Genomic DNA, 20,108 nt, shown 5'->3' on the forward strand with positions numbered 1-20,108 from the left:
GCAGTGCCCACTATCCAAGGACGCCGGAGTTGCGCAAGCCCACGATCTCCTGGGGCCGGACGCCAAACTCGGCAAGCACGTCATCGGTGTGCTCGCCCAGGCGAGGCGGCGTCCGCAAGGGTGGTTCAGCGACGGACGACAGCGTCAGCGGCGAGCCGATCGCCCGCACCGTGCCATGCACGGCATCCTCCAGGCTGACGATGGTTTTGTTGTAGGCCACTTGCGGGTGCTGAAGCGCCTGTCGCAGGTCGTAGACAGGCGAGCACAGCACGTTGTTCGCCTCGAAGCGCCGCAGCGCCTCCTCTGTCGTGAGAGCCACCACCGCCGCCTCGATCAGCGGCCAGAGCAGCGGCTTGTTCTTGCGCTGGAGCGCCAGGCTGGCGAACTCGGGCCGCTGCGAAAGATCCTCTAGCTCCAGCGCGCGACAGATGTCCGCCAGCGGATTGGGGCGGAACACGCCGGCGAGCGTCAGGGCGCCGTCGCGCGTCTTGACGATCCCCACCAAAGTGTCCCGGATCCAGTCCGTGTCCTTGTCGCGCAGCATCAGCTGCACCGCCTCCATCTGCTGCATGGACAGCAGCGTGTCGAGCAATGACACATATACGCATTGGCCTTCGCCCGTACGTTCACGGTCGTAGAGGGCAAGGAAGATCCCCTGTGCGATCAGCATCGCGCCGGCGTAGTCGGACACCGTGGCCGGCAGGATCTTCGGCGTTCCGTTCAGATCGCTGTTGCGCGCGGCGATGCCCGAGACCGACTGCGCCAAGAAATCCTGGCCGGGCCTGTCGACCAACGGCCCTCCCGAGCCGAAACCGGAGCCCCAGGCGTAGATCAGCCGAGGGTTGGCGTCCTTCAAGGCCTCGTAGCCGAGCCCGAGCCGCTCCGCCACACCGGGACGGAAATTGTGCACGACGACGTCGGCCTGCTGCGCCAGCTGTCGGCCGAGATCGCGCCCCTCAGGCCGGTCGAGATCGATGGTAACGCTACGCTTGTTGCGGTTCGACGCCATGAAGTAGGCGCTCTGGCCGTTCGGCTCGGTCAAGTAGGGATCGAAGGTGCGGCTCAGGTCGCCGCGGCCGGGCACTTCCAGCTTGATCACGTCGGCCCCGAAGTCACCGAGGATCTGCGTCGCCCAAGGACCAAGGCCGACCTGAGTGAGATCCACCACCCGTATCCCGCCCAGGGGCATCCGCGCCTTTGCGTTCATGTCAATACTCCCCAGCGATGGCTTCCCGGACGTCGATCAACAGACCAGGAGGAATGCAGCCTCGCGCCCGGCGCGACCGGCCTCGGACCGGGAACGCCGAGCTGCCGCCCGCCGCGGACGCCCCCTCCGCGCCGGCAGCGCGCGCTCAGGCCGACAGGTACTTTCGCGCCAGCTGCGCCTTCATCAGCTCCGTCGCGCCGGCGTAGATCCGCTGCACGCGGGAAGCCGCATAGAGCCGCGCAATCGGCATATCCTCCATCATGCCGCTGCCGCCCCACAGCTGAAGGCACTTGTCGACGACGCGACTCTCCATCTCCGGCAGCCAGATTTTCGCCGCGGCACCATCGTCACCGGTGAGCGTGCCTTGCTCGAGCCGATGGATCATGCCGTGCAGGAAAGCCCGTCCCACCGCCAGCTCCGTCTCGACCTCGGCCAGGACGAACTGCGTATTCTGAAGGTCGATCAGACGCTGCCCGAAGATCTTGCGCGCTCGCGCATAGTCGAGTGTCATGTCGAAGGCGGACTCGGCGGCGCCGAGCGAGCGCGCCGCCATCTGCAGCCGATCGGTGGACATGATGCTGCGAAAGATCCGCAGCGCCTGCCCTTCGGCGCCGATGCGGTTCTCCAGCGGCACCCGCACATCGTCGAAGAAGATCTCGCCGGTGTCGCACGCCTTGAAGGCCGCGGTGCGGGTTCGCCGCCGCGTCACGCCCGCGGCATCGCCCGGAACCGCGATCATGGTCAGCGCCGAACCGGTGTCCGTGGGAACCCGCACGACGGCATAGATCAGATCGGCCTTGGCGCCGTTGGTGATCATGCTCTTGCTGCCGTTGATGACGTACGCGCTGCCGTCCCGCACCGCCGTCGCGCGCAGCAGGGTGACGTCGCTCCCGGCCTGGGGCTCCGTCACAGCCAGCGCCTGGATCAGATCCCCGGAAAGGATCCCCGGGAACCAGCGTCGCTTCTGCTCGGCCGTGCCATGCTCGACCAGGGTGCTCGTCAGCACGTCGCTGTTGAGAGAGGAGCCGGTCATGGCAGCTTCGGGCGAACGGCCGAGCTCCTCCGAGATGATCATCGCGGCCAGGCCGCTCACCCCGGCGCCGCCGAACGCCTCGGGGATGACCGTGCCCAGGATGCCGGCCCGGCCTGCGGCCCGCCAGAACGACCGGTCAAGGCCGTGAGCTTCGAACTCCGGCAGCCGCGGCGTGAGCTCCTTGGCAAAGAAAGCCCGCACGGTACGGCGAAAAGCTTCCAGTTCGTCACTATAGGGCCCATCCATACGAACGTCTCCACCGAAGAGGGCGTTGGAGCGAAACCGTTCAGCTTCGCCTCGCGCCAGCTCTACGTGATCGTCGCGATCTGCTCGCGGCGCGATGTCTTGGTTCCGATGCTTCGCCGAGTTCGCCGCTCTGCGCTGAGCAGCCGACCGCTCACATGGTGCAGCCCCCGGAGTCGAGCGGACGGAACGCCTGCTCGCCCGAGAACGTCTTGACCAGCTCGTAGTAATCCCAAGGATACCTCGATGCCTGCGGCGACTTGACCTTGAACAGGAAGACGTCGTGCATCTTGTGCCCATCCCGGCGGATCGAGCCCTTGCCGAACAGCGGATCGTCGGTCGGCGTCGCCTTCATGGCTGCGATCGTGGCGCGGCCGCTGCGCTTGGCCTCGGCAACGCCCATGGCGGCCGCGACTTTGAGGTAGTGGGTGACAGCCGAGTAGTCGCCCGCCTGGCACATGTTGGGCATCGCCCCGCCCATCTGGGCGCCGAAGCGCTTGGAGACGGCGCGCGTGCCCTCGTCCCGGTCCCAATAGAAGGTTTCGGCAATATAGAGGCCCTGCGCCGCCGGCAGGCCGACGTCATGGATGTTGTTGATCAGCGAGATCAGCAACGCGATGCGCCGGCCGTCCTTGGCGATGCCGAATTCGGCCACTTGCTTGATGCAATTGGTCGCCGCGTTGCCGGGCGTGGCCAGGGCGATGACCTTGGCGCCGCTGGTCTGCGCCTGCAGCAGGTAGCTCGAGAACTCGCTGGTGTCGTAAGGAAAGCTCACTTTGCCGACGACCTTGCCGCCTGCCTTCTGGACGAAGCCGGTGGTGTCTTCGACCAGTTGGTGGCCGAGCTTGAAATCCGCCGTGATGAAATACCAGCTGTCGCCGCCGTCAGGCACCAGGGCGTTCACAGTCGGCGAGACGATGCCGTAAGTGTCGTAAGTCCACTGCACGTGGTTGGGGCTGCAATACTTACCCGTCAGGTCGGACGCGCCCGATTCTGTCAGCAAGCCGACCTTGTCGAATTTTTCGAGCAGCGGAATGGTGCCGATCGCCGCCGCCGACAGTGGCAGGCCGATGATCACATCGACGCCGTTCTGTTCCAGCCACGACCGCGCCAGGCCCAGCGCCAGATCCGGCTTGGACTGGAAGTCGCCGACGATGAGCTCGACCTTGCTGCCGAAGTTCGGATGCGCCTTGTGGAAGTCTTCGATAGCCAGCCTGATGGCGGCAGCGGAGCCGGCGCCGGTGATGTTGGCCGACGGGCCACTCATGTCGGTCAGCAGGCCGATGCGGATCACCGGCGCGTCCGCCGCGCGTGCGCCGGTCAGCGAGCCGACGGCGAGGCCTGCGGCAGCGCCGACCAGCGCACGGCGAGAAATGTCGAAAGGCATGGCGTTCCTCCCCTGGATTATGAAGTCTTGCTGCCCTCAGGATTCGAGGACTTCCCCCGCGCCGCGTAGACGGCGACGCGTGCTCAGAGATCGAGGACGAGCTCGTCGCCCTTGGCGCCGGAGCAGCAGATCATCATGGTCTCGCCGGCGGCCCGCTCCGCTTCGCTGAGAATGCTGTCGCGGTGGTCGGCCAGCCCGGCTATGATCCGCGTCTCGCACGAGCCGCAGATGCCCTCCTCGCACGACGACGGCACGTCGATGCCGGCGGCACGTACCGCCTCCAGGATCGACTGGCCAGGCGCGACGGCAAGCTCGAGGCCGCTGCGGGCCAGCTTCAGCCGGAAGCCGCCGGCGGTCGCGGCCTCCTGCTTGGCCGTGAAGTACTCGACATGGACGCGGCCGGCCGGCAGGCCGGCGGTCGCGCGCTCGAAGGCGCCCAGCATCGGCTTGGGCCCGCAGCAGTAGAGGTGCGCGCCCGACGGCGCCGCGGCGACGACGGCAGCGACGTCCAGGACGCGCCCGCCTGCCTCGTCGTCGAAATGGAACGCGACGCCGGACCGGCGCTCCAGCTCCGCCAGGAATGCCGCATCGGCGCGTGAGCGGCTCGCGTAGGACAAGGACCAGGAGGCCCCGAGGCGCTCCAGCCGCTGCACCATGCTCCAGATCGGAGTGATGCCGATGCCGCCGGCGATGAGCACGCTATGGGGTGCCGCCTCGTCGAGGGCGAAATGGCAGCGAGGGGGGCTGATGTTGAGCACCGTGCCGACCCGGAGCTGATCGTGCATGTAGAGGGAGCCACCGCGCCCCTCCGGGTCGCGCTTGACGCCGACCACGTAGCTCAACGGCCGGGCCTCGGGCACCACCACGGAGAATTGCCGGACCACGGCGCCGGGCAGATGCACGTCGATGTGCGCGCCCGGCACTGCCTCCGGCAGAACCCCGCCGCCGACGGGGGCGAACTCGTAGAGATTGATGTCTCGCGCGGCATAGCGCTCGGCGATCAACCGAGCCGGCATCACATCGGCGGTCACACCGTGCTCCGGTTCCCATCCCGCCTCGCCCTGCGCGCACCCTAGCACCAGAGATCACTCCCGACCTGCCGCCGATGAGTCCGGGACCGCAGCCTGCTCATCATTCTCCCACGATTAAGTCATAAAATGTATATTGTCAATTAAAATGTATTATCATGGCGGGACGCAAACGGGCCAGCTTTGTAACTCGCACGTGCCTGACGCTGTTGTTAGGGGACGATCAGCCGGGATCGAGCTGTGGCTGGATCAGCGCTCGCCGGCTTGCGTCGGGCTGCCGGCCTGACCATGAGGGTGTCGACGATTTCGCTGGCGGCCTCGGCGGTACGGCGGAAGTGATCTTCCAGCAGAGCCGTCGCGCGCTGGGCGTCGCGCGCCAGCGCCGCGTCGGCGATGGCCTGGTGCTCGGCATCGACGTCACGCTCCTCCTTGACCAAGGCCGCCGTCAGCCGCCGGTAGCGATCGGACTGTTCGAACAGCATGGCGCGAATACGCAGCAGCCACTCGCTGTCGCAGGCGGAGACGAGCGCCGCGTGGAAGATGGCATGGGCTGCGGCCCAATCCTCGGACATGCGCGGTGCCAGGTCTCCCGACACTCGCTCAAGGCGTGAGAGCCGGTGCAGCGCCGCGACGATCGCGGCCTCCCACTCCACGCCGCCGTGCAGCATGGCCCGCGTGAGGCAGATCCCCTCGACGGTGGAGCGCGCGACGGTCAGGTCCAGCAGGTCTTTCCGCGACACCACGCTGACGCTGAACCCCTTCTGTGCCTCGGAGACGACGAGGCCCTCGGCCGCCAGCCGTGACAGCGCCTCGCGCACGGCGCCCAGGCTGGCGTCGAGCTCGCCGCACAGGTTGGCGATGCGCAGGCGCGCGCCGGGCGGGTACTTGCAGGATAGGATGTCGGACCGCAGCGTCCGATACGTGCGCTCGGTCAGGCTCTTCGGCAGATCCCCGGTCATGGCGTCTCCGACCATTCCTCGTCTCTCGTCTGGCGCGAGCATCACACGCGCATTGGCCAAATAAATATATTTTAATTGACATCATACATTTAAAGGCAGTAGAGGTCCAGCCCTGTCAAGGCTGCCGCGCTGTCGAGGCGCCGTCCAACATCAGGAAACAGCATGCATTTTCTTGAGTTCGCCGACGCCGGACGTCAGGGCCTGGCCATCGTGCAATCGGGCGGCCGCGCCTTCGGGCTGCGGGAGGGCGAGCCCGGCTACCCCGGCTCGCTGCTGGCGCTCATCGCCGCCGGTGCCTCCCGGCTCGCCGACGCGGGCGCCACCTTAGAGCGTGCGCCGGAGATCGATCTAGCGACGGTCGAGACGCTGCCGCCGATCTCGCGGCCCGGCAAGATCATCTGCGTCGGCCTGAACTATCGCGATCACGCCAGCGAGACCAACACCCAGCCGCCCAGCCATCCGACCATCTTCGCCCGCTTTGCCTCCAGCCTGATCGGGGCCGGCGCGCCGATGATCCTGCCGATCGATTCCGAGCAGCTGGACTATGAAGGCGAGCTGGTCGCCGTGATCGGCAGGGCCGGCCGGCGCATTTCGCGCGACCGCGCGCTCGACCATGTGGCCGGTTATTCCCTGTTCAACGACGGCTCGATTCGGGACGTGCAGTTGCGGACGCCGCAGTGGACGCTCGGCAAGAACTACGACGCAACCGGGGCCTTCGGCCCGGTGTTCGTCACGGCGGACAGCCTGCCGGCCGGGGCGCGCGGCCTGCGCCTGACGACGCGGCTGAACGGGGCGGTGGTGCAGAGCGCCTCGACCGACGATCTGATCTTCGACGTCGCCACTTTGGTGTCCCAGATCAGCGATGCCGTCACTCTGGAGCCAGGCGACCTGATCGTCACCGGCACGCCCGCGGGTGTCGGGCTCGCCCGCAAGCCGCCGCTGTTCATGAAGGATGGCGACGTCTGCGAGGTCGAGGTCGACGGCATCGGGGTCCTGAGCAACCCGATCCGCGCCGAGGTGCGGGCGACGCCCAAGGCAGCAGCCTGAGCCGGGCATGAGGGCAGACCGTCGCGTTTGGTGAGGCCGCGCCGCCGAGCGGCCTGTCGGGAGGAAGCAAAGTTGAGCCATCTCATTCGCCAATTGGGCTACGTCGCCGTCGAGTCGCCGGATCCCGAGGCGCTGGCGCGGGACCTGACGGATATCGTCGGCCTCCGTGTCACCGAGCAACGCCAGGACACGACCTTCCTGTCGTGCCTGGACCGGCACCACGATGTCCGTATCCGCCGCGGCCCGCGGCCCGCGGCGCTGTCGATCGGCCTCGAGGCCATGGACGCCGCCGCGGTCACGGAAGCCGCCCGACGGCTCGCCAATGCGGGAATCGAGATCGTCGCCGACCAGCCGTCCTGCCCCGAAATCGAGCGGTCGGTCACGTTCCGGCTGCCCAGCGGGCCGATCTTCGAGGTGCACACGGCGGTGCCGCGGATCGGCCGGCCGACTCCGGCCGGAGCGCGGCCACGGCCGCGGCGGATCGAGCACATCAACATCCACGTCGACGACCCCGAGGGCACCCATGTGCTCCTCGTTGACGTGCTCGGCATGAAGCTGTCGGACCGCACCAACGACGGGCAATTCCGCTGGTATCGCGGCCATGACGGCTATCATCACACCGTCGCCATCGGTCCCGGCGACGGCCGGCTGCATCACTACGCTTTCGACATGCACGCCCTGAGCGATCTCTCGTCGATCGCCGACAATCTCGCCGGCAGCGAGCGGTCGCTGCTGTGGGGGCCCGGACGCCACGGCGCCGGCGGCAACATCTTCACGTATTTTCTCGATCGCAACGGCTGCGTCGTCGAAAGCTCGGTCGAGATGGACCGCATCGAGAACGACAACACCTATGAGCCGCGCAGCTGGGATGTCAGCGAGGGGCTGTCCGGCCGCTGGATCAACCTCTGGGGCGGTCCGCCCGCTCCTGCCTTCTTCGAAGCCGGGCTCCACTTCCCCGCCCCGGCTCCCGCCCGATGAGCTGCCGGCCGGAGCTTGGACATGTCTGATCAGCCCGTCCGGGAGGTCCCGGTGGCCATCGTCGGCGGCGGCCCGGTCGGGCTGGTGCTGGCGCTGCTGCTCGACCTCTACGGCATCGACTGCGTCGTCCTCAACGCCGCGCCGACGACCCGGTGGCACCCGAAGGGCAGCACCCACAACGCTCGCACCATGGAGCACTACCGGCGGCTCGGCCTGTCGGAGGCGATCCGGCAGATCGGCCTGCCACAGGATCACCCGACCGACGTCGCCTACTTTACCCGCTACGGCAGCTTCGAGCTGGCGCGTTGCCGCATGCCGACGAGCGCCGAGAAGCTGCGGACGATGGCCGCATCGGCGGCCACCGACCAGGTGCCGGAGCCGATCCACCGCGGCAACCAGATGTATGTCGAACGCTTCCTGTTCGATCATGCCGCGACCCGGCCGCACATCGCGCTGGCGTTCGGACGCACGGTGACCGCCATGGCAGACGAAGGCAGCCACGTTACCCTCGCAACCACGGGCGCCGATGGCGACGAGGTCACCTATCGGGCCCGGTATGCCGTCGGCTGCGACGGCGGCCGCAGCTTCGTGCGTAAGGTGCTCGGCATCCGCTACGGCGGCTTCGACCGCCTCGAGCAGGCCTTCCTGGGCGGCGCCATGATGTCGAGCTACGTGCGGGCGCCCACCCTCTACCGGGACTATCTCGGCTCACGGAGGGCGTGGCACTCCTGGGCGCTGAACCCGGATGTGCGCAGCATCCTCACGGCGCTGAACGGGGCCGACGAGTTCCTGGTGATGACCAAGGCGACCGGCAGCCCCGCCGATGTCGGCCCCGAGCAGGTCATCGCCCAGATCCGGGCGGCGACCGGGGACCCGGCCCTGCCGGTCGAGATCATCTCCCAGGAGCCATGGACCGCCGGCGCCGCGCTCGTCGCCGAGAGTTTTGGGCGCGGCCGCGTCTTGCTCGCGGGCGATGCGGTGCACCTGTTCACGCCCACGGGCGGCTTCGGCATGAACACCGGCATCGATGATGCGGCCAACCTGTCGTGGAAGCTCGCCGCTGCGGTCAACGGCTGGGGCGGCGCTGGGCTGCTGGCCACCTATGAGCAGGAGCGTCGGCCGGTCGCGCTGCGCAACACCCACGCCGCCCGCGAGCTCGCCAAGAGCGTCGGCGCAGTCGACCTCCCTGCCGGCGTCGAGGACGACACGCCGGACGGCGCGGACGCACGGCGCGAGCTGGGGGCCCTCCTCGACAGCTTTGGCGAGGAATACGCCTCGCTGGGCACGCAGCTCGGTGCCCGCTACGACGATTCCCCGATCGTCGTGCGCGACGCCGCCCCGCCGCCGGACGATCTGCTCGCCTATACGCCGAGCAGCATCCCCGGGGGACGCTCCCCGCATGTCTGGCTCGACTCCGGGCGCGGACGCAGCTCGTCGCTCTTCGACCGCCTCGGTCCCGGCTTCACGCTGCTGACCTTCGTCGATGGTGGCGCAGCGGCGGCCCGGATGCAGGTGGCGGCCGAACGCAAGGGGATCCCCCTCGCCCGCCTGCAGGTCGCCCACCCTGAAGCGCATGCGCTCTATGGCGTCGACCACGTGCTGGTGCGTCCCGATCAGCATATCGCGTGGCGCGGCGACCGGCTGCCAGCGGACGTGGATGGCCTGCTCGATCGGGTGTGCGGCGCCCCTGAGGCGAACGCCCATCCAGCACGTCAAAGTGATTTACTTTCGTTGACGTAATATATTTTTTTACTACACTCGTTCCAGCTTCAATCGGAGCCCTCGACGGCGCCGCGCGGTCAAACAATGGGAGGTTGGATTGCAGCCATCGCAGTCGAACAGCGTGCGTGATCTGGCGCGCGAGAACAACGAGATCCTGACGCGGGTCGGCCCCGGCACCGCGATGGGCGCCGCGCTGCGGCGCTTCTGGCTGCCGGCGCTGCTGGTGGAGGAAATCGCCAGGCCCGACAGCCCACCGGTGCGTCTACGCGTTCTCGGCGAGGACCTGGTCGCCTTCCGCGACAGCAAGGGCCGCGTCGGCATCGTCGACGCCTATTGTCCACACAAACGGGCGCCGCTGTTCTTCGGCCGCAACGAAGAGTGCGGACTGCGTTGCGTCTATCACGGCTGGAAATTCGATGTCGACGGCCATTGCGTCGACATTCCCAACATCATCCCGCCCGACAACTTCGAAAGCCTGGTGCGCCGCATGCGCATCACCGCCTACGAGACCCGCGAAGCCGGCGGCATCATCTGGATCTACATGGGGCCGAAGGACGCCATCCCCGATCTGCCGCATATGGAATGGATGGACCTGCCGCCGGAGTACGTGCACGTCTCGCGCTGGATCCAGCGCTCCAACTGGGTGCAGGGCATGGAAGGCGAGATCGACACCTCGCACATCAGCTTCCTGCACAAATCCGAGGACATGAGCGACAGCCTGGCGCGCGGCGCGTCGATCGCCGACGATGGCGCGCCGCTGATCTATATCAAGGAAACGCCGTACGGCTTCTATTACGGCGCCCGCCGCCGCTTTGAGGATCAGTATTACTGGCGCGTCAGCCATTGGATGCTGCCCATGTGGAGCGCCATTCCTGCGACACCGGAGTTCTACTTCGGGCAGGGGCGCGGCTGGACGCCGATCGACGACTACATGACGACCACCTTCGCCTACCGCTACCGGGTCGACCGGCCGCTCGGCGAAGAGGACATGGCGGAGATCCGTGACGGCGTCTCGTTCCCGCCGCGCATGACGCGGGGGGCGGTACAGCTGCCGCATGGCTACGTGATCGACACCTTCGTGCCCACCGCCAACAAGGGCAACGACTACCTGATCGACCGCGACATCCAGCGCATGCACAGCTTCACCGGCATCTTCGGCATCAACGAGCAGGACCGCGGGCTTCAGGAGTCGATGCCGGCGGCACCGGGCGAGCCGCCGGGCATCGTCGACCGGTCGGGAGAGCATCTGGTGGCTTCGGACGCCCCCACGGTCGCGGCACGCCGCCGCCTGATCAAGATGGCGCGCGACCTGCAGACGGGCACCGTGCCCGAGGCGACACGACGGGCCGACACCTACGGCGTTCGCGCCATCGCCAAGCTGTCGCCGATCGCCGACTTCGACGCGTTCATGGCCGAGAACGAGGCGGTGCTCCACGCAACCTACGCTCCCGACGATCGGGCTGCGGCGAGGCTCTGACGCACGATGCGGCTCGCGAACAAAGTGGCGCTGGTCACCGGCGCCTCGTCCGGCGTTGGCGCCGCGATCGCCCGGCGCTTTGCCCAGGAAGGCGCCAAGATCGTCGTCGCCGATGTGGTCGACGACGACGGCCGAGCGGTTGCGGCGGAGATTGCGGCAGGTGGCGGCACGGCGATTTTCTGTCACCTCGACGTGGCCCGCGAGGCCGACTGGGAGGCGGCCGTCGCGGCGACCCGGGCGGCCTTCGAGGCGCTCCATATCCTCGTCAACAACGCCGGCATCAGCGGCACGTCGTTCACCGACGTGTTCGACACGGATGGCTGGCAGCGGCTGATCGACATCAATGCCCGCGGCGCCTTCCTTGGCACCAAGCACGCCACCCGCGTGATGCGGGCTGCAGGCGGCGGCGCCATCGTCAATGTTTCATCGATCTCCTCGCACATCGGCCAGCGTGGCGTCCACATGGGCTACAACGCCTCCAAGGCAGCGGTGCGGCTGCTGACCAAGTCCACGGCGGTCGAGTTCGGCGCCGACAATATCCGCTGCAATTCCATTCACCCCGGCATGCTGCCGCCGATGCGCACCTCTGTCAGCTCAGCGGACCCAGCTTTCCGCACCAGGCTGCTCGAGCGCATCCCGCTCGGACGGCCCGGCCGGGCCGAGGAAGTCGCCGCCGCCGCTTTGTTCCTGGCCTCGGACGAAGCCTCCTACATCACCGGCGCCGAACTCAGTGTCGACGGCGGCTACCTGGCCTGCTGATCCGTTGCCGGCATCAAAGCGGGTTTGCGGTCTCCCCGGCAGGGGCTATGGACCTATCCGACACTGGCCCGGGGGAGACCTTGAGATGAGCGGCCCGACGACGATGCGTCATGCGATCCGGCACGAGATCCGCTACGGCAGCCGCGTGGTGCGCTGCTTCGCCGATCGCCCCGGCTCGCTCGACGCCCTGTTCCGCGCCGCCGTGGCGCGCTTCGGCGATCGCGACGCCCTCGTTCTGGACGGCACCCGCGTCACCTACCGCGCCCTCGACGAGACGGTGGAGCGCGTCGCCGCCAACCTGGTCCGTCAAGGGCTCGAGCCCGGCGCGCGCGTCGCCCTGCTGCTCGGCAACGGGCTGGAGTTCTTCTACGCCTTCCTGGCAGCGGCGCGGGCCGGCCTGATCGCGGTCCCCATGAACATCCGCCAGCGGCGGCCTGAGATCGAGTTCGTGCTCAACCAGTGCGAAGCGGCGGCGCTGATCTATGACGCGGCGCACGAGGCCAACCTGCCCGAGCGCGCCACCGTGCCGTCGCTGCGCCAAGCCTACGTGGTTGGCGACGGCAGGGCGACGCCGTTCGCGGGGCTGCTCACCCCCGGCGCCCGGGTGGCCTTTCCGGCGGTGGTCGAGGAAGACACGCTCTGCCTGCTCTATACGTCGGGCACCACCGGCAAGCCCAAGGGGGCGATGCTGACGCACGTCAGCACCATCCACTCCCTCATCCACTTCGAGCAGGGCCTGGGCCTCACCTCGTCGGATGTCTCGGTGCTGGCGGTTCCGGTCTCGCACGTCACCGGCCTTGTCGCCGTCTTCCTGGCGCTGCTTGCCGTCGGCGGCACGACCGTCATCATGCCGGCGTTCAAGGCCCGCACCTTCCTCGAGCTGGCGGCGAAGGAGCGGATGACATTCTCGCTCATGGTGCCGGCCATGTACAACCTCTGCCTGCTCGATCCAGAATTCACCACCTTCGACCTCGAGGCCTGGCGCGTGGCCGGCTTCGGCGGCGCGCCGATGCCGAGCGCCACCATCGAACGGCTGGCCGAGACGCTGCCCAATCTGGCGCTCAGCAACATCTACGGCTCGACCGAGACCTCATCGCCGGTCACCCTGCTGCCGCTGGGCGACATCGCCCGCAAGCCGGCCTCGGTCGGCAAGGTGCTGCCCTGCGCTGACGTGGTCATCGTCGACGACGAGGGACGGGAGGTGGCGCCGGGCGAGACCGGCGAGATCCTCATCGGCGGCGCCATGGTGGTGCCCGGCTACTGGAACAACCCGGACGGCGACCGGACGGGCTTCGTCGGCGGCTACTGGATCTCCGGCGACATCGGCTCGATCGACGCCGACGGCTACCTGCACGTCTTCGACCGCAAGAAGGACATGATCAACCGCGCCGGCTTCAAGATCTATTGCATCGAGGTGGAGAGCGTGATGACGCACCACCCGTCGGTGGTCGAAGCCGCCGTCGTCGGCGCCCCCGACCCGGTGCTGGGCGAGCGCGCACATGCCTTCGTCTTTGCCGACGGCCGGCCGTTCGACGCTGCCGACATCAAGCGCTTCTGCGCCGAGCGCCTGTCCGACTACAAGGTTCCCGACACCGTGACGAGCCTCGACGAGCCCCTGCCGCGCAACGCCAACGGCAAGATCCTCAAGACCGCGCTGCGGCAGTTGCTGGAGCAGCGCGGCCAGTCTAGATGACTATCTGCAGTAGGATCGCCGCGCCTCCAGCAACAGTGCGAAATCAGCGCTCGCATCGAAGTCCGTCATCCTGGTTTTCAGCGCCTCGAAGTGCTTCGCAAATGCGATCAGGAAGGCGGGTTGATCCGATTGAACGAGGGCTCGAAGCTCTTCGATGCGCGCTCGCTCGGCAGCGTCCGGGCAACCGCCGAACTGGAGCAACGCAACATAGTCGTTCACGAATGAAAGCGCATCCGCGCTCTGCTCACGATGAAATTGAAGCAAACGCTTGTAGAACGCGCCCTTCAGTCGCGACCGGAGGAGGATTATCAGCGCTCCGGGATCTTGCTCATCTGTGGAAGGGCGATCGAACCGCGAAAACACCTCGATCGCCGCCGGAAGATCCCCAAGGGTTTCGTAGACATCCCCCAACCGAGACGCCGGACGGCTCCGCGGCTCGTCCGCGTAGCCATACGTCTCGGCTCGCCTGAGCGCCCTGGTGTAATCGTCAAGGGCAAAGATCGGATATTGTACGCGCCAGAATGCGTCGCCGGCGTAGACGAGGGGCGTGGGCGATTCCGGCCGCATGGCGCCCATCAGCCGCGCTCCCGCCAGTGCCGCCGTGTAATACCTGTTGTTGAGGCAGTTGGTGGCGCTGTTCGCCACAAGCTCATAGATCTGCGCGCCGCGCGGATCGCCCCACCATCGTCCGGCGAAAGCTGACCACCAGGTTCCGAACAGCTGGTTCACGCCGCGGATGGCAGCACGGGCCTCGTCCGCCCCGGCACCTGTTGCGAGCGGCCCGAAATGCGCCAGAAAGCGCTCGCGCGGCAGAGTCGAGACGAACAGGAGCACCGCAGGCCCCAAGGCATCCGCATCGTCCGAGCCAGGTACACGCCCTCGATCGGCGGAAGCGGCGGTCGCCAGCAGCAAGCTCTCGATGTCGAGCCCGGCACTCACGCGCGGCGCAGTACGAGAGAGCCGGTACATGGCCTCCAGCCCCAACGGCGGCGCTGTCTCGACAAGAGTGCCGCAGAGGGACGTAGAGGGCAGCGTGCGCGGCAGGCCCCGAACGCTCTGCGCTTCCTCCAGCTGGCGCATTTCCTCCCGCGATAGCGAGCTCTCCTGAACAAAGCGCGCCGTCGCCGCCGCCAGGAACGGGTGCGCGTAGACGGGAGCGCCGATGATGCTTTGAACAAAGCCGAAGAGATCGCGTCCAGCCGCTTCGATGGTGCGGCCGTTCACATAGTCCCTGATCTGGATTGCAGCGCGTTCTGACGATTGCTGGTCTTGAGCGGCCCTGTACGGAAGCCAGCGAAACACAGAGCCGTCGACAAAAAATCCGATCCTCGTTCTGCCGGGATCCCAGAAGGCGTGAGCGCCGCTGTCGCGTCGGCCGCCGCCGGCGGCGGCCTCGAAGGCTTTGCGCGTGAAGTACGCCTCGACGCGCAAGCGCTGGCCGCGGATGGCCTTGGCAGGGATCAGATCGCGCAGGTTCTTGAAGCCGTCCCCGTCGGGGTCGACGCCGAAGCTCGCCGCCCGTGCCTCCTCCCGCGAGTGAGGCACCGCCATCACGCTGCGCATCATACTGTCCACGGCGTGATTGACGGCGACATAGACGTACGGCATGGCGTGACCGAGGCTGAGACCGGGCTGCCCCTTGAGAACCGCGTCAATCTCGGATGCCCGGTCGGCGCCCTCGTAAAACAACACGGATGACGCGTCGGCCTGGGTCAATCGCTTTTGCGCCAACGATGACGCGATCATATCCTCCTCGACGAACAGATCGAGGGTCGAATTCTCCACGCCGAAGGCGAGCAGCGGCAAATTTCGATACTCGAGACCAGCTTTGGCCGGACTGCTGAAATTTACGACCGCCAGAATAATAGACAGCAATGCATGTATTCGCATGTGCCCCCACCGTCAGCGATCTTATGGCCGTGATGCGGGCTTCCGTTCGCTGTATGTTCACATACACAACTCTGACGTGCCCAGCAAGCGCCAGCACGCTCCACCATGCTCGGCGCCGTCGAGCATGGCGCAGGGGGGCTCGGCCCGCGGCTTGCTTCCCAGCGCGGATGCACGAGCATCAGAACGAGGATAGTCAGGGGGGATCGGTCGCACGATGCAGCAACGCCCGATGACGATCGCCGTGGTCGGAGCCGGCCTTGCCGGCATGACGCTTGCCGGCCTCTTGCAGCGGGACGGTTTTTCCGTCCGCATCTACGAGCGGGCGCCGGCGTTCGCCCGCATCGGCGCCGGCATCATCCTCAGCGCCAATGCGGTCAAGGTCCACAGGCATTTGAGCCTCGAGGCCAGACTGCGCGCGGCGGCCATTGCGCCGGATGCCTTCGTCAGCCGTGCATGGGACACCGGCGAGACCCTCTACGAGCTCACCTTCGATGCCGAGACGGAGCAACGCTTCGGTGGCCCCTTCCTCAACGTCCACCGCGCCGACCTGCACGCGGTGCTGGAGGAGGCCCTGGCGCCGGGCACCATCGCCTTCGATCACCAGTTGGTCGGGCTGGAGCCGGTCGGCGACGGTGTGGCGCTCGCCTTCGCCGACGGCCGCACCGCCCGGGCCGATGTCGTCGTCGGCGCCGACGGCCTGCACTCCAAGGTGCGCGAAGCCCTGTTCGGGGTGGAGGCGCCCCGCTACACCGGCCGCATCGCCCAGCGCGCCATCTTCGCGCCGGAGCGGATTGCTGGCCCCGTTCCGCGCGACTGTACGAAGTGGTGGGGCGAGGACAGGCACATGCTTGCCTATTTCATGACCGGCCGGCGCGACGAGCTCTATCTGATGGGCGCCGTCCCCGCGCCGTCGTGGGATTTCGACGAGCTGTCGGTGCCCGGCACGCGCGAGGCGCTGCTCGACGCGTTCTGCGACTTCCATCCGGATCTGCGGCGCGCCGTGGAGGCGGCACCCGGCATCATGGTCTGGCCGATCTGCGACCGGCCGCGCAACGATCGCTGGAGCGAGGGCCGCGTCGTGCTGATGGGCGATGCCTGCCATCCGGTGCGGCCCTACATGGCCGCGGGCGGCGCCTCGGCCATCGAGGACGCGGCTGTGCTCAGCCGCTGCCTCGCGGCGTTCGCCGAGCCGGCCGACGCATTCCGCTGCTATGCCGCGACCCGCGTCCCGCGCGTCGCCGAGGTGCAGCGCATCTCGCTGGAAAACAGCTGGATGCATCGTGACGCCGACACCGACTGGTTCTTCGGCTACGATGCCATGACAGCGCCACTCGCCGGCGCAGGCAACGACGAGGTGCAGCCGTGAGCGGATCGCCGCTCGAGCCCAACTTTTGTAGCGTCAGGCGTGCTCCAGCTCCCGCGCAGCCGTGTGCGGCACGACCGGCGCCACAACGGGAGGATGGCTGACATCACCGTGCTGCGTCAGCGGCCGGTTGCCGGTCAGCCGCCGCAGCAGCACGTAGAACACCGGCGTCAGGATCAGGCCGAAGGCGGTGACGCCGATCATGCCGAAGAACACCGCGACGCCCATGGCATGGCGCATCTCGGCACCGGCCCCGGTCGACAGCACCAGCGGCAGCACGCCCATGACGAAGGCGAGCGACGTCATCAGAATCGGCCGCAGCCGCAGGCGGCTAGCCTCGATCGCCGCGGCGACCGGGGCGCGCCCGGCGAACTCCAGCTCGCGGGCGAACTCGACGATCAGGATAGCGTTCTTGGCCGACAGCCCGACCAGGACGATCAGGCCGATCTGGGTGAAGACGTTGTTGTCGCCCTTGCTCAGCCACACGCCGGTCATGGCCGCGAGCAGGCCCATGGGCACGATCAGGATGATGGCGATGGGCAGGGTCAGGCTTTCGTACTGCGCCGCCAGCACCAGGAAGACGAGCAGCAGCGCCAGCGGGAACACCCAGACCGCCGAATTGCCGGCGATGAACTCCTGGTAAGTGAGCTCGGTCCATTCGAAGTCGAAACCCTTGGGCAGCGTCTCGGCGGCGATGCGCGCGGCCGCGTCCTGCGCCTGGCCGGACGAGAAGCCCGGCGCGGCGTTGGCGTTGATATCGGCCGAGAGGAAGCCGTTGTAACGCATGGCGCGCTCGGGCCCGGCGCCGGAGCGCACCTTCAGCAGCGCCGCGAGCGGCACCATCTCGCCCGACGCTGAGCGCACCTTGAGCTGGCCGACGTCGTCGGAACGCGCCCGGAACTTGGCGTCGGCCTGCACACGCACCGAATAGGTGCGGCCGAACTTGTTGAAATCGTTGACGTAGTAAGAACCCAGATAGATCTGGAGGGTGTCGAACACGTCGGTCACGGGAATGCCGAGCTGGCGCGCCTTGGTGCGGTCGATGTCGGCTGTGAGCTGCGGCACGTTCACCTGGAAGCTGGAGAACAGGCCGGCGAGCTCCGGCGCCTGGCTCGCCTTGGCCAGGAACGCCTTGGTGGCCTGATCGAGCGCGTCGTAGCCCAGGCCCGCCCGGTCCTCGATCTGCAACTTGAAGCCGCCGATGGTGCCGAGCCCCTGCACCGGCGGCGGCGGGAACATGGCGATAAAGGCCTCCTGGATCGCGCCGAACTTCTGGTTCAGCTGCTGGGCGATGGCGCCGCCGCTGAGCTCCGGTGTCGTGCGCTCCGCGAACGGCTTCAGGCCGGCGAAGACGATGCCGGAGTTGGAACTGTTGGTGAAGCCGTTGATCGACAGGCCCGGGAAGGCGATGGCGTTCTCGACGCCGGGCTGGGCGAGCGCGATGTCGCTCATGCGGCGGATCACCTCCTCGGTGCGATCGAGGGTGGCCCCGTCCGGCAGTTGCGCGAAGCCGACGAGGTACTGCTTGTCCTGCGCCGGCACGAAGCCGCCGGGCACCTGCTTGAACAACACCACGGTGAGCCCGACGAGCACGACGTAGATCCCCATGACCACGGCCTTGCGGGAGATCGCCCCTCGCACGCCGGCGCCGTAGCCGTCCGAAGCGCGGGCGAAGGCCCGGTTGAAGCGGCGGAAGAACCAGCCAAGCAGCCTGTCGAGCAGGCGCGTCAGCCCGTCCTTGGGGTCGTCATGTCCCTTGAGCAGCAGGGCCGCCAGCGCCGGCGACAGGGTGAGCGAGTTGATCGCGGAGATCACCGTTGAGATGGCGATGGTGAGCGCGAACTGCTTGTAGAACTGCCCGGTCAGGCCGCTGATGAAGGCGAGCGGCACGAACACGGCGACCAGCACCAGGGCGATGGCGATGATCGGGCCAGACACCTCGCGCATGGCCTGGTAGGTCGCCTCGCGCGGCGCCAGCCCTGCCTCGATGTTGCGCTCGACGTTCTCCACCACGACGATGGCGTCGTCGACGACGATACCGATGGCGAGCACCAGGCCGAACAGGGTCAGCGCGTTGATGGAGAAACCGAAGACGTGCATCACTGCGAAGGTGCCGACGATCGACACCGGCACCGCCAGCAGCGGGATGATGGAGGCGCGCCACGTCTGCAGGAACAGGATGACGACGAGCACCACCAGGGCCACCGCCTCCAGCAGCGTGTGGATGACCGCCTCGATCGACGCCCGCACGAACTGGGTCGGGTCGTAGACGATCGAGTAGTCGACGCCCTCCGGCATGTTCTTCTTGAGCTCCGCCATGGTCCGGCGGACGTCGTTGGAGATCTGGATGGCGTTGGAGCCGGGCGCCTGGAAGATCGGCACCGCCACCGCCGACTTGTTGTCGAGCAGCGAGCGCAGCGCGTACTCGGCCGCGCCCAGCTCGATGCGGGCGACGTCGCGCAGGCGGGTGATCTCGCCGCCCGCGCCGGTCTTGACGACGATATCGCCGAACTCCTCCTCGCTGGCGAGGCGCCCCTGCGCGTTGATCGACAATTGCAGGTCGATCCCCGGCACGCTCGGTGAGGCGCCGACGACACCGGCGGCCGCCTCCACGTTCTGGGCCTGGATCTCCTTGACGATGTCGCCGGCCGACAGCCCGTGCTCGGCGACGCGCTGCGGATCGAGCCAGACGCGCATGGAATAGTCGCCGGAGCCGAACAGCTGCACCTGGCCGACGCCGTCGAGGCGCGCCAGCCGGTCCTTGACGTTGAGCACGGCGTAGTTGCGCAGATAGGTCATGTCGTAGCGGTCGTTGGGCGACAGCAGGTGCACGACCATGGTGAGGTCCGGCGCGCTCTTGATGGTGGTGATGCCGAGCTGGCGCACCACGGCCGGCAGCCGCGGCTCGGCCTGGCTGACGCGGTTCTGCACCAGCTGCTGAGCCTTGTCCGGGTCGGTGCCGAGCCTGAACGTCACCGTCAGGCTCATCAGCCCGTCGGTGGTGGCCTGGCTCGACATGTAGAGCATGCCCTCGACGCCGTTGATCTGCTCCTCGATCGGCGTCGCCACCGTCTCGGCGATCACCTTGGGGTTGGCGCCGGGATATTGCGCGCGCACCACCACCTGGGGCGGCACGACCTCGGGATACTCCGAGATCGGCATGACCCGGAGCGCCAGGAGGCCGCCGAGGAAGATGAGAACGGAGAGGACACCGGCGAAGATCGGCCGGTCGATGAAGAACTTCGAGAGGTTCATGGCGCGGCCTCACACTGCCGAAGGTGGCGCGGAGCAGAGCCTCCCCGATCGCGGGCCAGAGGTGATC

14 protein-coding genes are annotated in these 20,108 nt (G+C 67.6%); 7 read left to right on the forward strand and 7 right to left on the reverse strand.

Features of this window, described 5'->3' with window-relative positions:
- Positions 1-10: 10 nt before the first annotated feature.
- The 5 genes from ACZ5PO_RS32605 to ACZ5PO_RS32625 form a co-directional block, all read right to left on the reverse strand.
- Entirely contained in the window at positions 11-1,207 is a 1,197-nt protein-coding gene (locus tag ACZ5PO_RS32605; RefSeq protein WP_464186754.1) for a CaiB/BaiF CoA transferase family protein, read from the reverse strand.
- A gap of 145 nt (positions 1,208-1,352) precedes the next feature.
- Positions 1,353-2,486, reverse strand: coding sequence for an acyl-CoA dehydrogenase family protein (locus ACZ5PO_RS32610; RefSeq protein WP_464186756.1), 1,134 nt, complete (start codon positions 2,484-2,486; stop codon positions 1,353-1,355).
- Between the two features lie 151 nt (positions 2,487-2,637).
- Positions 2,638-3,870, reverse strand: a complete 1,233-nt coding sequence (locus ACZ5PO_RS32615; protein WP_464186757.1) for an ABC transporter substrate-binding protein — start codon at positions 3,868-3,870, stop codon at positions 2,638-2,640.
- An 83-nt stretch (positions 3,871-3,953) separates the two neighbouring features.
- On the reverse strand, positions 3,954-4,901 hold the full coding sequence (locus ACZ5PO_RS32620; protein WP_464186760.1) for a PDR/VanB family oxidoreductase: 948 nt from the start codon (positions 4,899-4,901) through the stop codon (positions 3,954-3,956).
- Between the two features lie 209 nt (positions 4,902-5,110).
- Positions 5,111-5,857 (reverse strand): GntR family transcriptional regulator, encoded by a 747-nt coding sequence (locus tag ACZ5PO_RS32625; RefSeq protein WP_464186761.1) that lies wholly within the window; start codon positions 5,855-5,857, stop codon positions 5,111-5,113.
- Between the two features lie 162 nt (positions 5,858-6,019).
- On the opposite strand from ACZ5PO_RS32625, the gene ACZ5PO_RS32630 reads away from it, so the two are divergent.
- The 6 genes from ACZ5PO_RS32630 to ACZ5PO_RS32655 all read left to right on the forward strand — a co-directional run bounded on the left by ACZ5PO_RS32630 (position 6,020) and on the right by ACZ5PO_RS32655 (position 13,533).
- Positions 6,020-6,904, forward strand: coding sequence for a fumarylacetoacetate hydrolase family protein (locus ACZ5PO_RS32630; protein WP_464186763.1), 885 nt, complete (start codon positions 6,020-6,022; stop codon positions 6,902-6,904).
- 72 nt (positions 6,905-6,976) lie between these two features.
- Positions 6,977-7,882 carry a VOC family protein gene (locus ACZ5PO_RS32635; protein ID WP_464186764.1) on the forward strand — a complete coding sequence of 302 codons (906 nt, stop codon included), beginning with the start codon at positions 6,977-6,979 and terminating at the stop codon, positions 7,880-7,882.
- 21 nt (positions 7,883-7,903) lie between these two features.
- Entirely contained in the window at positions 7,904-9,622 is a 1,719-nt protein-coding gene (locus ACZ5PO_RS32640) for an FAD-dependent monooxygenase (protein WP_464186766.1), read from the forward strand.
- Positions 9,623-9,701: 79 nt separating this feature from the next.
- Entirely contained in the window at positions 9,702-11,081 is a 1,380-nt protein-coding gene (locus ACZ5PO_RS32645) for a Rieske 2Fe-2S domain-containing protein (RefSeq protein ID WP_464186768.1), read from the forward strand.
- Positions 11,082-11,087: 6 nt separating this feature from the next.
- The gene (locus ACZ5PO_RS32650; RefSeq protein WP_464186770.1) at positions 11,088-11,840 is read left to right on the forward strand and encodes an SDR family NAD(P)-dependent oxidoreductase; all 753 of its coding nucleotides are present in this window, start codon (positions 11,088-11,090) and stop codon (positions 11,838-11,840) included.
- Between the two features lie 85 nt (positions 11,841-11,925).
- Positions 11,926-13,533 carry a class I adenylate-forming enzyme family protein gene (locus tag ACZ5PO_RS32655; RefSeq protein ID WP_464186771.1) on the forward strand — a complete coding sequence of 536 codons (1,608 nt, stop codon included), beginning with the start codon at positions 11,926-11,928 and terminating at the stop codon, positions 13,531-13,533.
- Here ACZ5PO_RS32655 and ACZ5PO_RS32660 read toward each other — a convergent pair whose 3' ends face one another.
- Complete coding sequence (locus tag ACZ5PO_RS32660; RefSeq protein WP_464186772.1) at positions 13,534-15,423, reverse strand: hypothetical protein; 1,890 nt, start codon at positions 15,421-15,423, stop codon at positions 13,534-13,536. It lies immediately after the preceding gene.
- 214 nt (positions 15,424-15,637) lie between these two features.
- Between ACZ5PO_RS32660 and ACZ5PO_RS32665 the strand changes: the two genes are divergently transcribed.
- Positions 15,638-16,789 (forward strand): FAD-dependent oxidoreductase, encoded by a 1,152-nt coding sequence (locus ACZ5PO_RS32665; RefSeq protein WP_464186773.1) that lies wholly within the window; start codon positions 15,638-15,640, stop codon positions 16,787-16,789.
- 33 nt (positions 16,790-16,822) lie between these two features.
- On the opposite strand, the gene ACZ5PO_RS32670 is transcribed toward ACZ5PO_RS32665, so the two are convergent.
- A complete protein-coding gene (locus ACZ5PO_RS32670; RefSeq protein WP_464186776.1) occupies positions 16,823-20,041 on the reverse strand; it encodes an efflux RND transporter permease subunit in 3,219 nt (1,072 codons plus the stop codon).
- Between the last annotated feature and the right edge of the window lie 67 nt (positions 20,042-20,108).

The sequence above is a fragment of the Chelatococcus sp. KU-N122 genome, assembly GCF_055391085.1.

What these genes read in the sequence shown, in the direction of transcription:
- ACZ5PO_RS32605 (WP_464186754.1), bottom strand. Translation starts at nt 1,207, where the DNA reads ATGAACGCAAAGGCGCGGATGCCCCTGGGCGGGATACGGGTGGTGGAT.
- ACZ5PO_RS32610 (WP_464186756.1), bottom strand. Translation starts at nt 2,486, where the DNA reads ATGGATGGGCCCTATAGTGACGAACTGGAAGCTTTTCGCCGTACCGTG.
- ACZ5PO_RS32615 (WP_464186757.1), bottom strand. Translation starts at nt 3,870, where the DNA reads ATGCCTTTCGACATTTCTCGCCGTGCGCTGGTCGGCGCTGCCGCAGGC.
- ACZ5PO_RS32625 (WP_464186761.1), bottom strand. Translation starts at nt 5,857, where the DNA reads ATGACCGGGGATCTGCCGAAGAGCCTGACCGAGCGCACGTATCGGACG.
- ACZ5PO_RS32630 (WP_464186763.1), top strand. Translation starts at nt 6,020, where the DNA reads ATGCATTTTCTTGAGTTCGCCGACGCCGGACGTCAGGGCCTGGCCATC.
- ACZ5PO_RS32640 (WP_464186766.1), top strand. Translation starts at nt 7,904, where the DNA reads ATGTCTGATCAGCCCGTCCGGGAGGTCCCGGTGGCCATCGTCGGCGGC.
- ACZ5PO_RS32650 (WP_464186770.1), top strand. Translation starts at nt 11,088, where the DNA reads ATGCGGCTCGCGAACAAAGTGGCGCTGGTCACCGGCGCCTCGTCCGGC.
- ACZ5PO_RS32655 (WP_464186771.1), top strand. Translation starts at nt 11,926, where the DNA reads ATGAGCGGCCCGACGACGATGCGTCATGCGATCCGGCACGAGATCCGC.
- ACZ5PO_RS32660 (WP_464186772.1), bottom strand. Translation starts at nt 15,423, where the DNA reads ATGCGAATACATGCATTGCTGTCTATTATTCTGGCGGTCGTAAATTTC.
- ACZ5PO_RS32665 (WP_464186773.1), top strand. Translation starts at nt 15,638, where the DNA reads ATGCAGCAACGCCCGATGACGATCGCCGTGGTCGGAGCCGGCCTTGCC.
- ACZ5PO_RS32670 (WP_464186776.1), bottom strand. Translation starts at nt 20,041, where the DNA reads ATGAACCTCTCGAAGTTCTTCATCGACCGGCCGATCTTCGCCGGTGTC.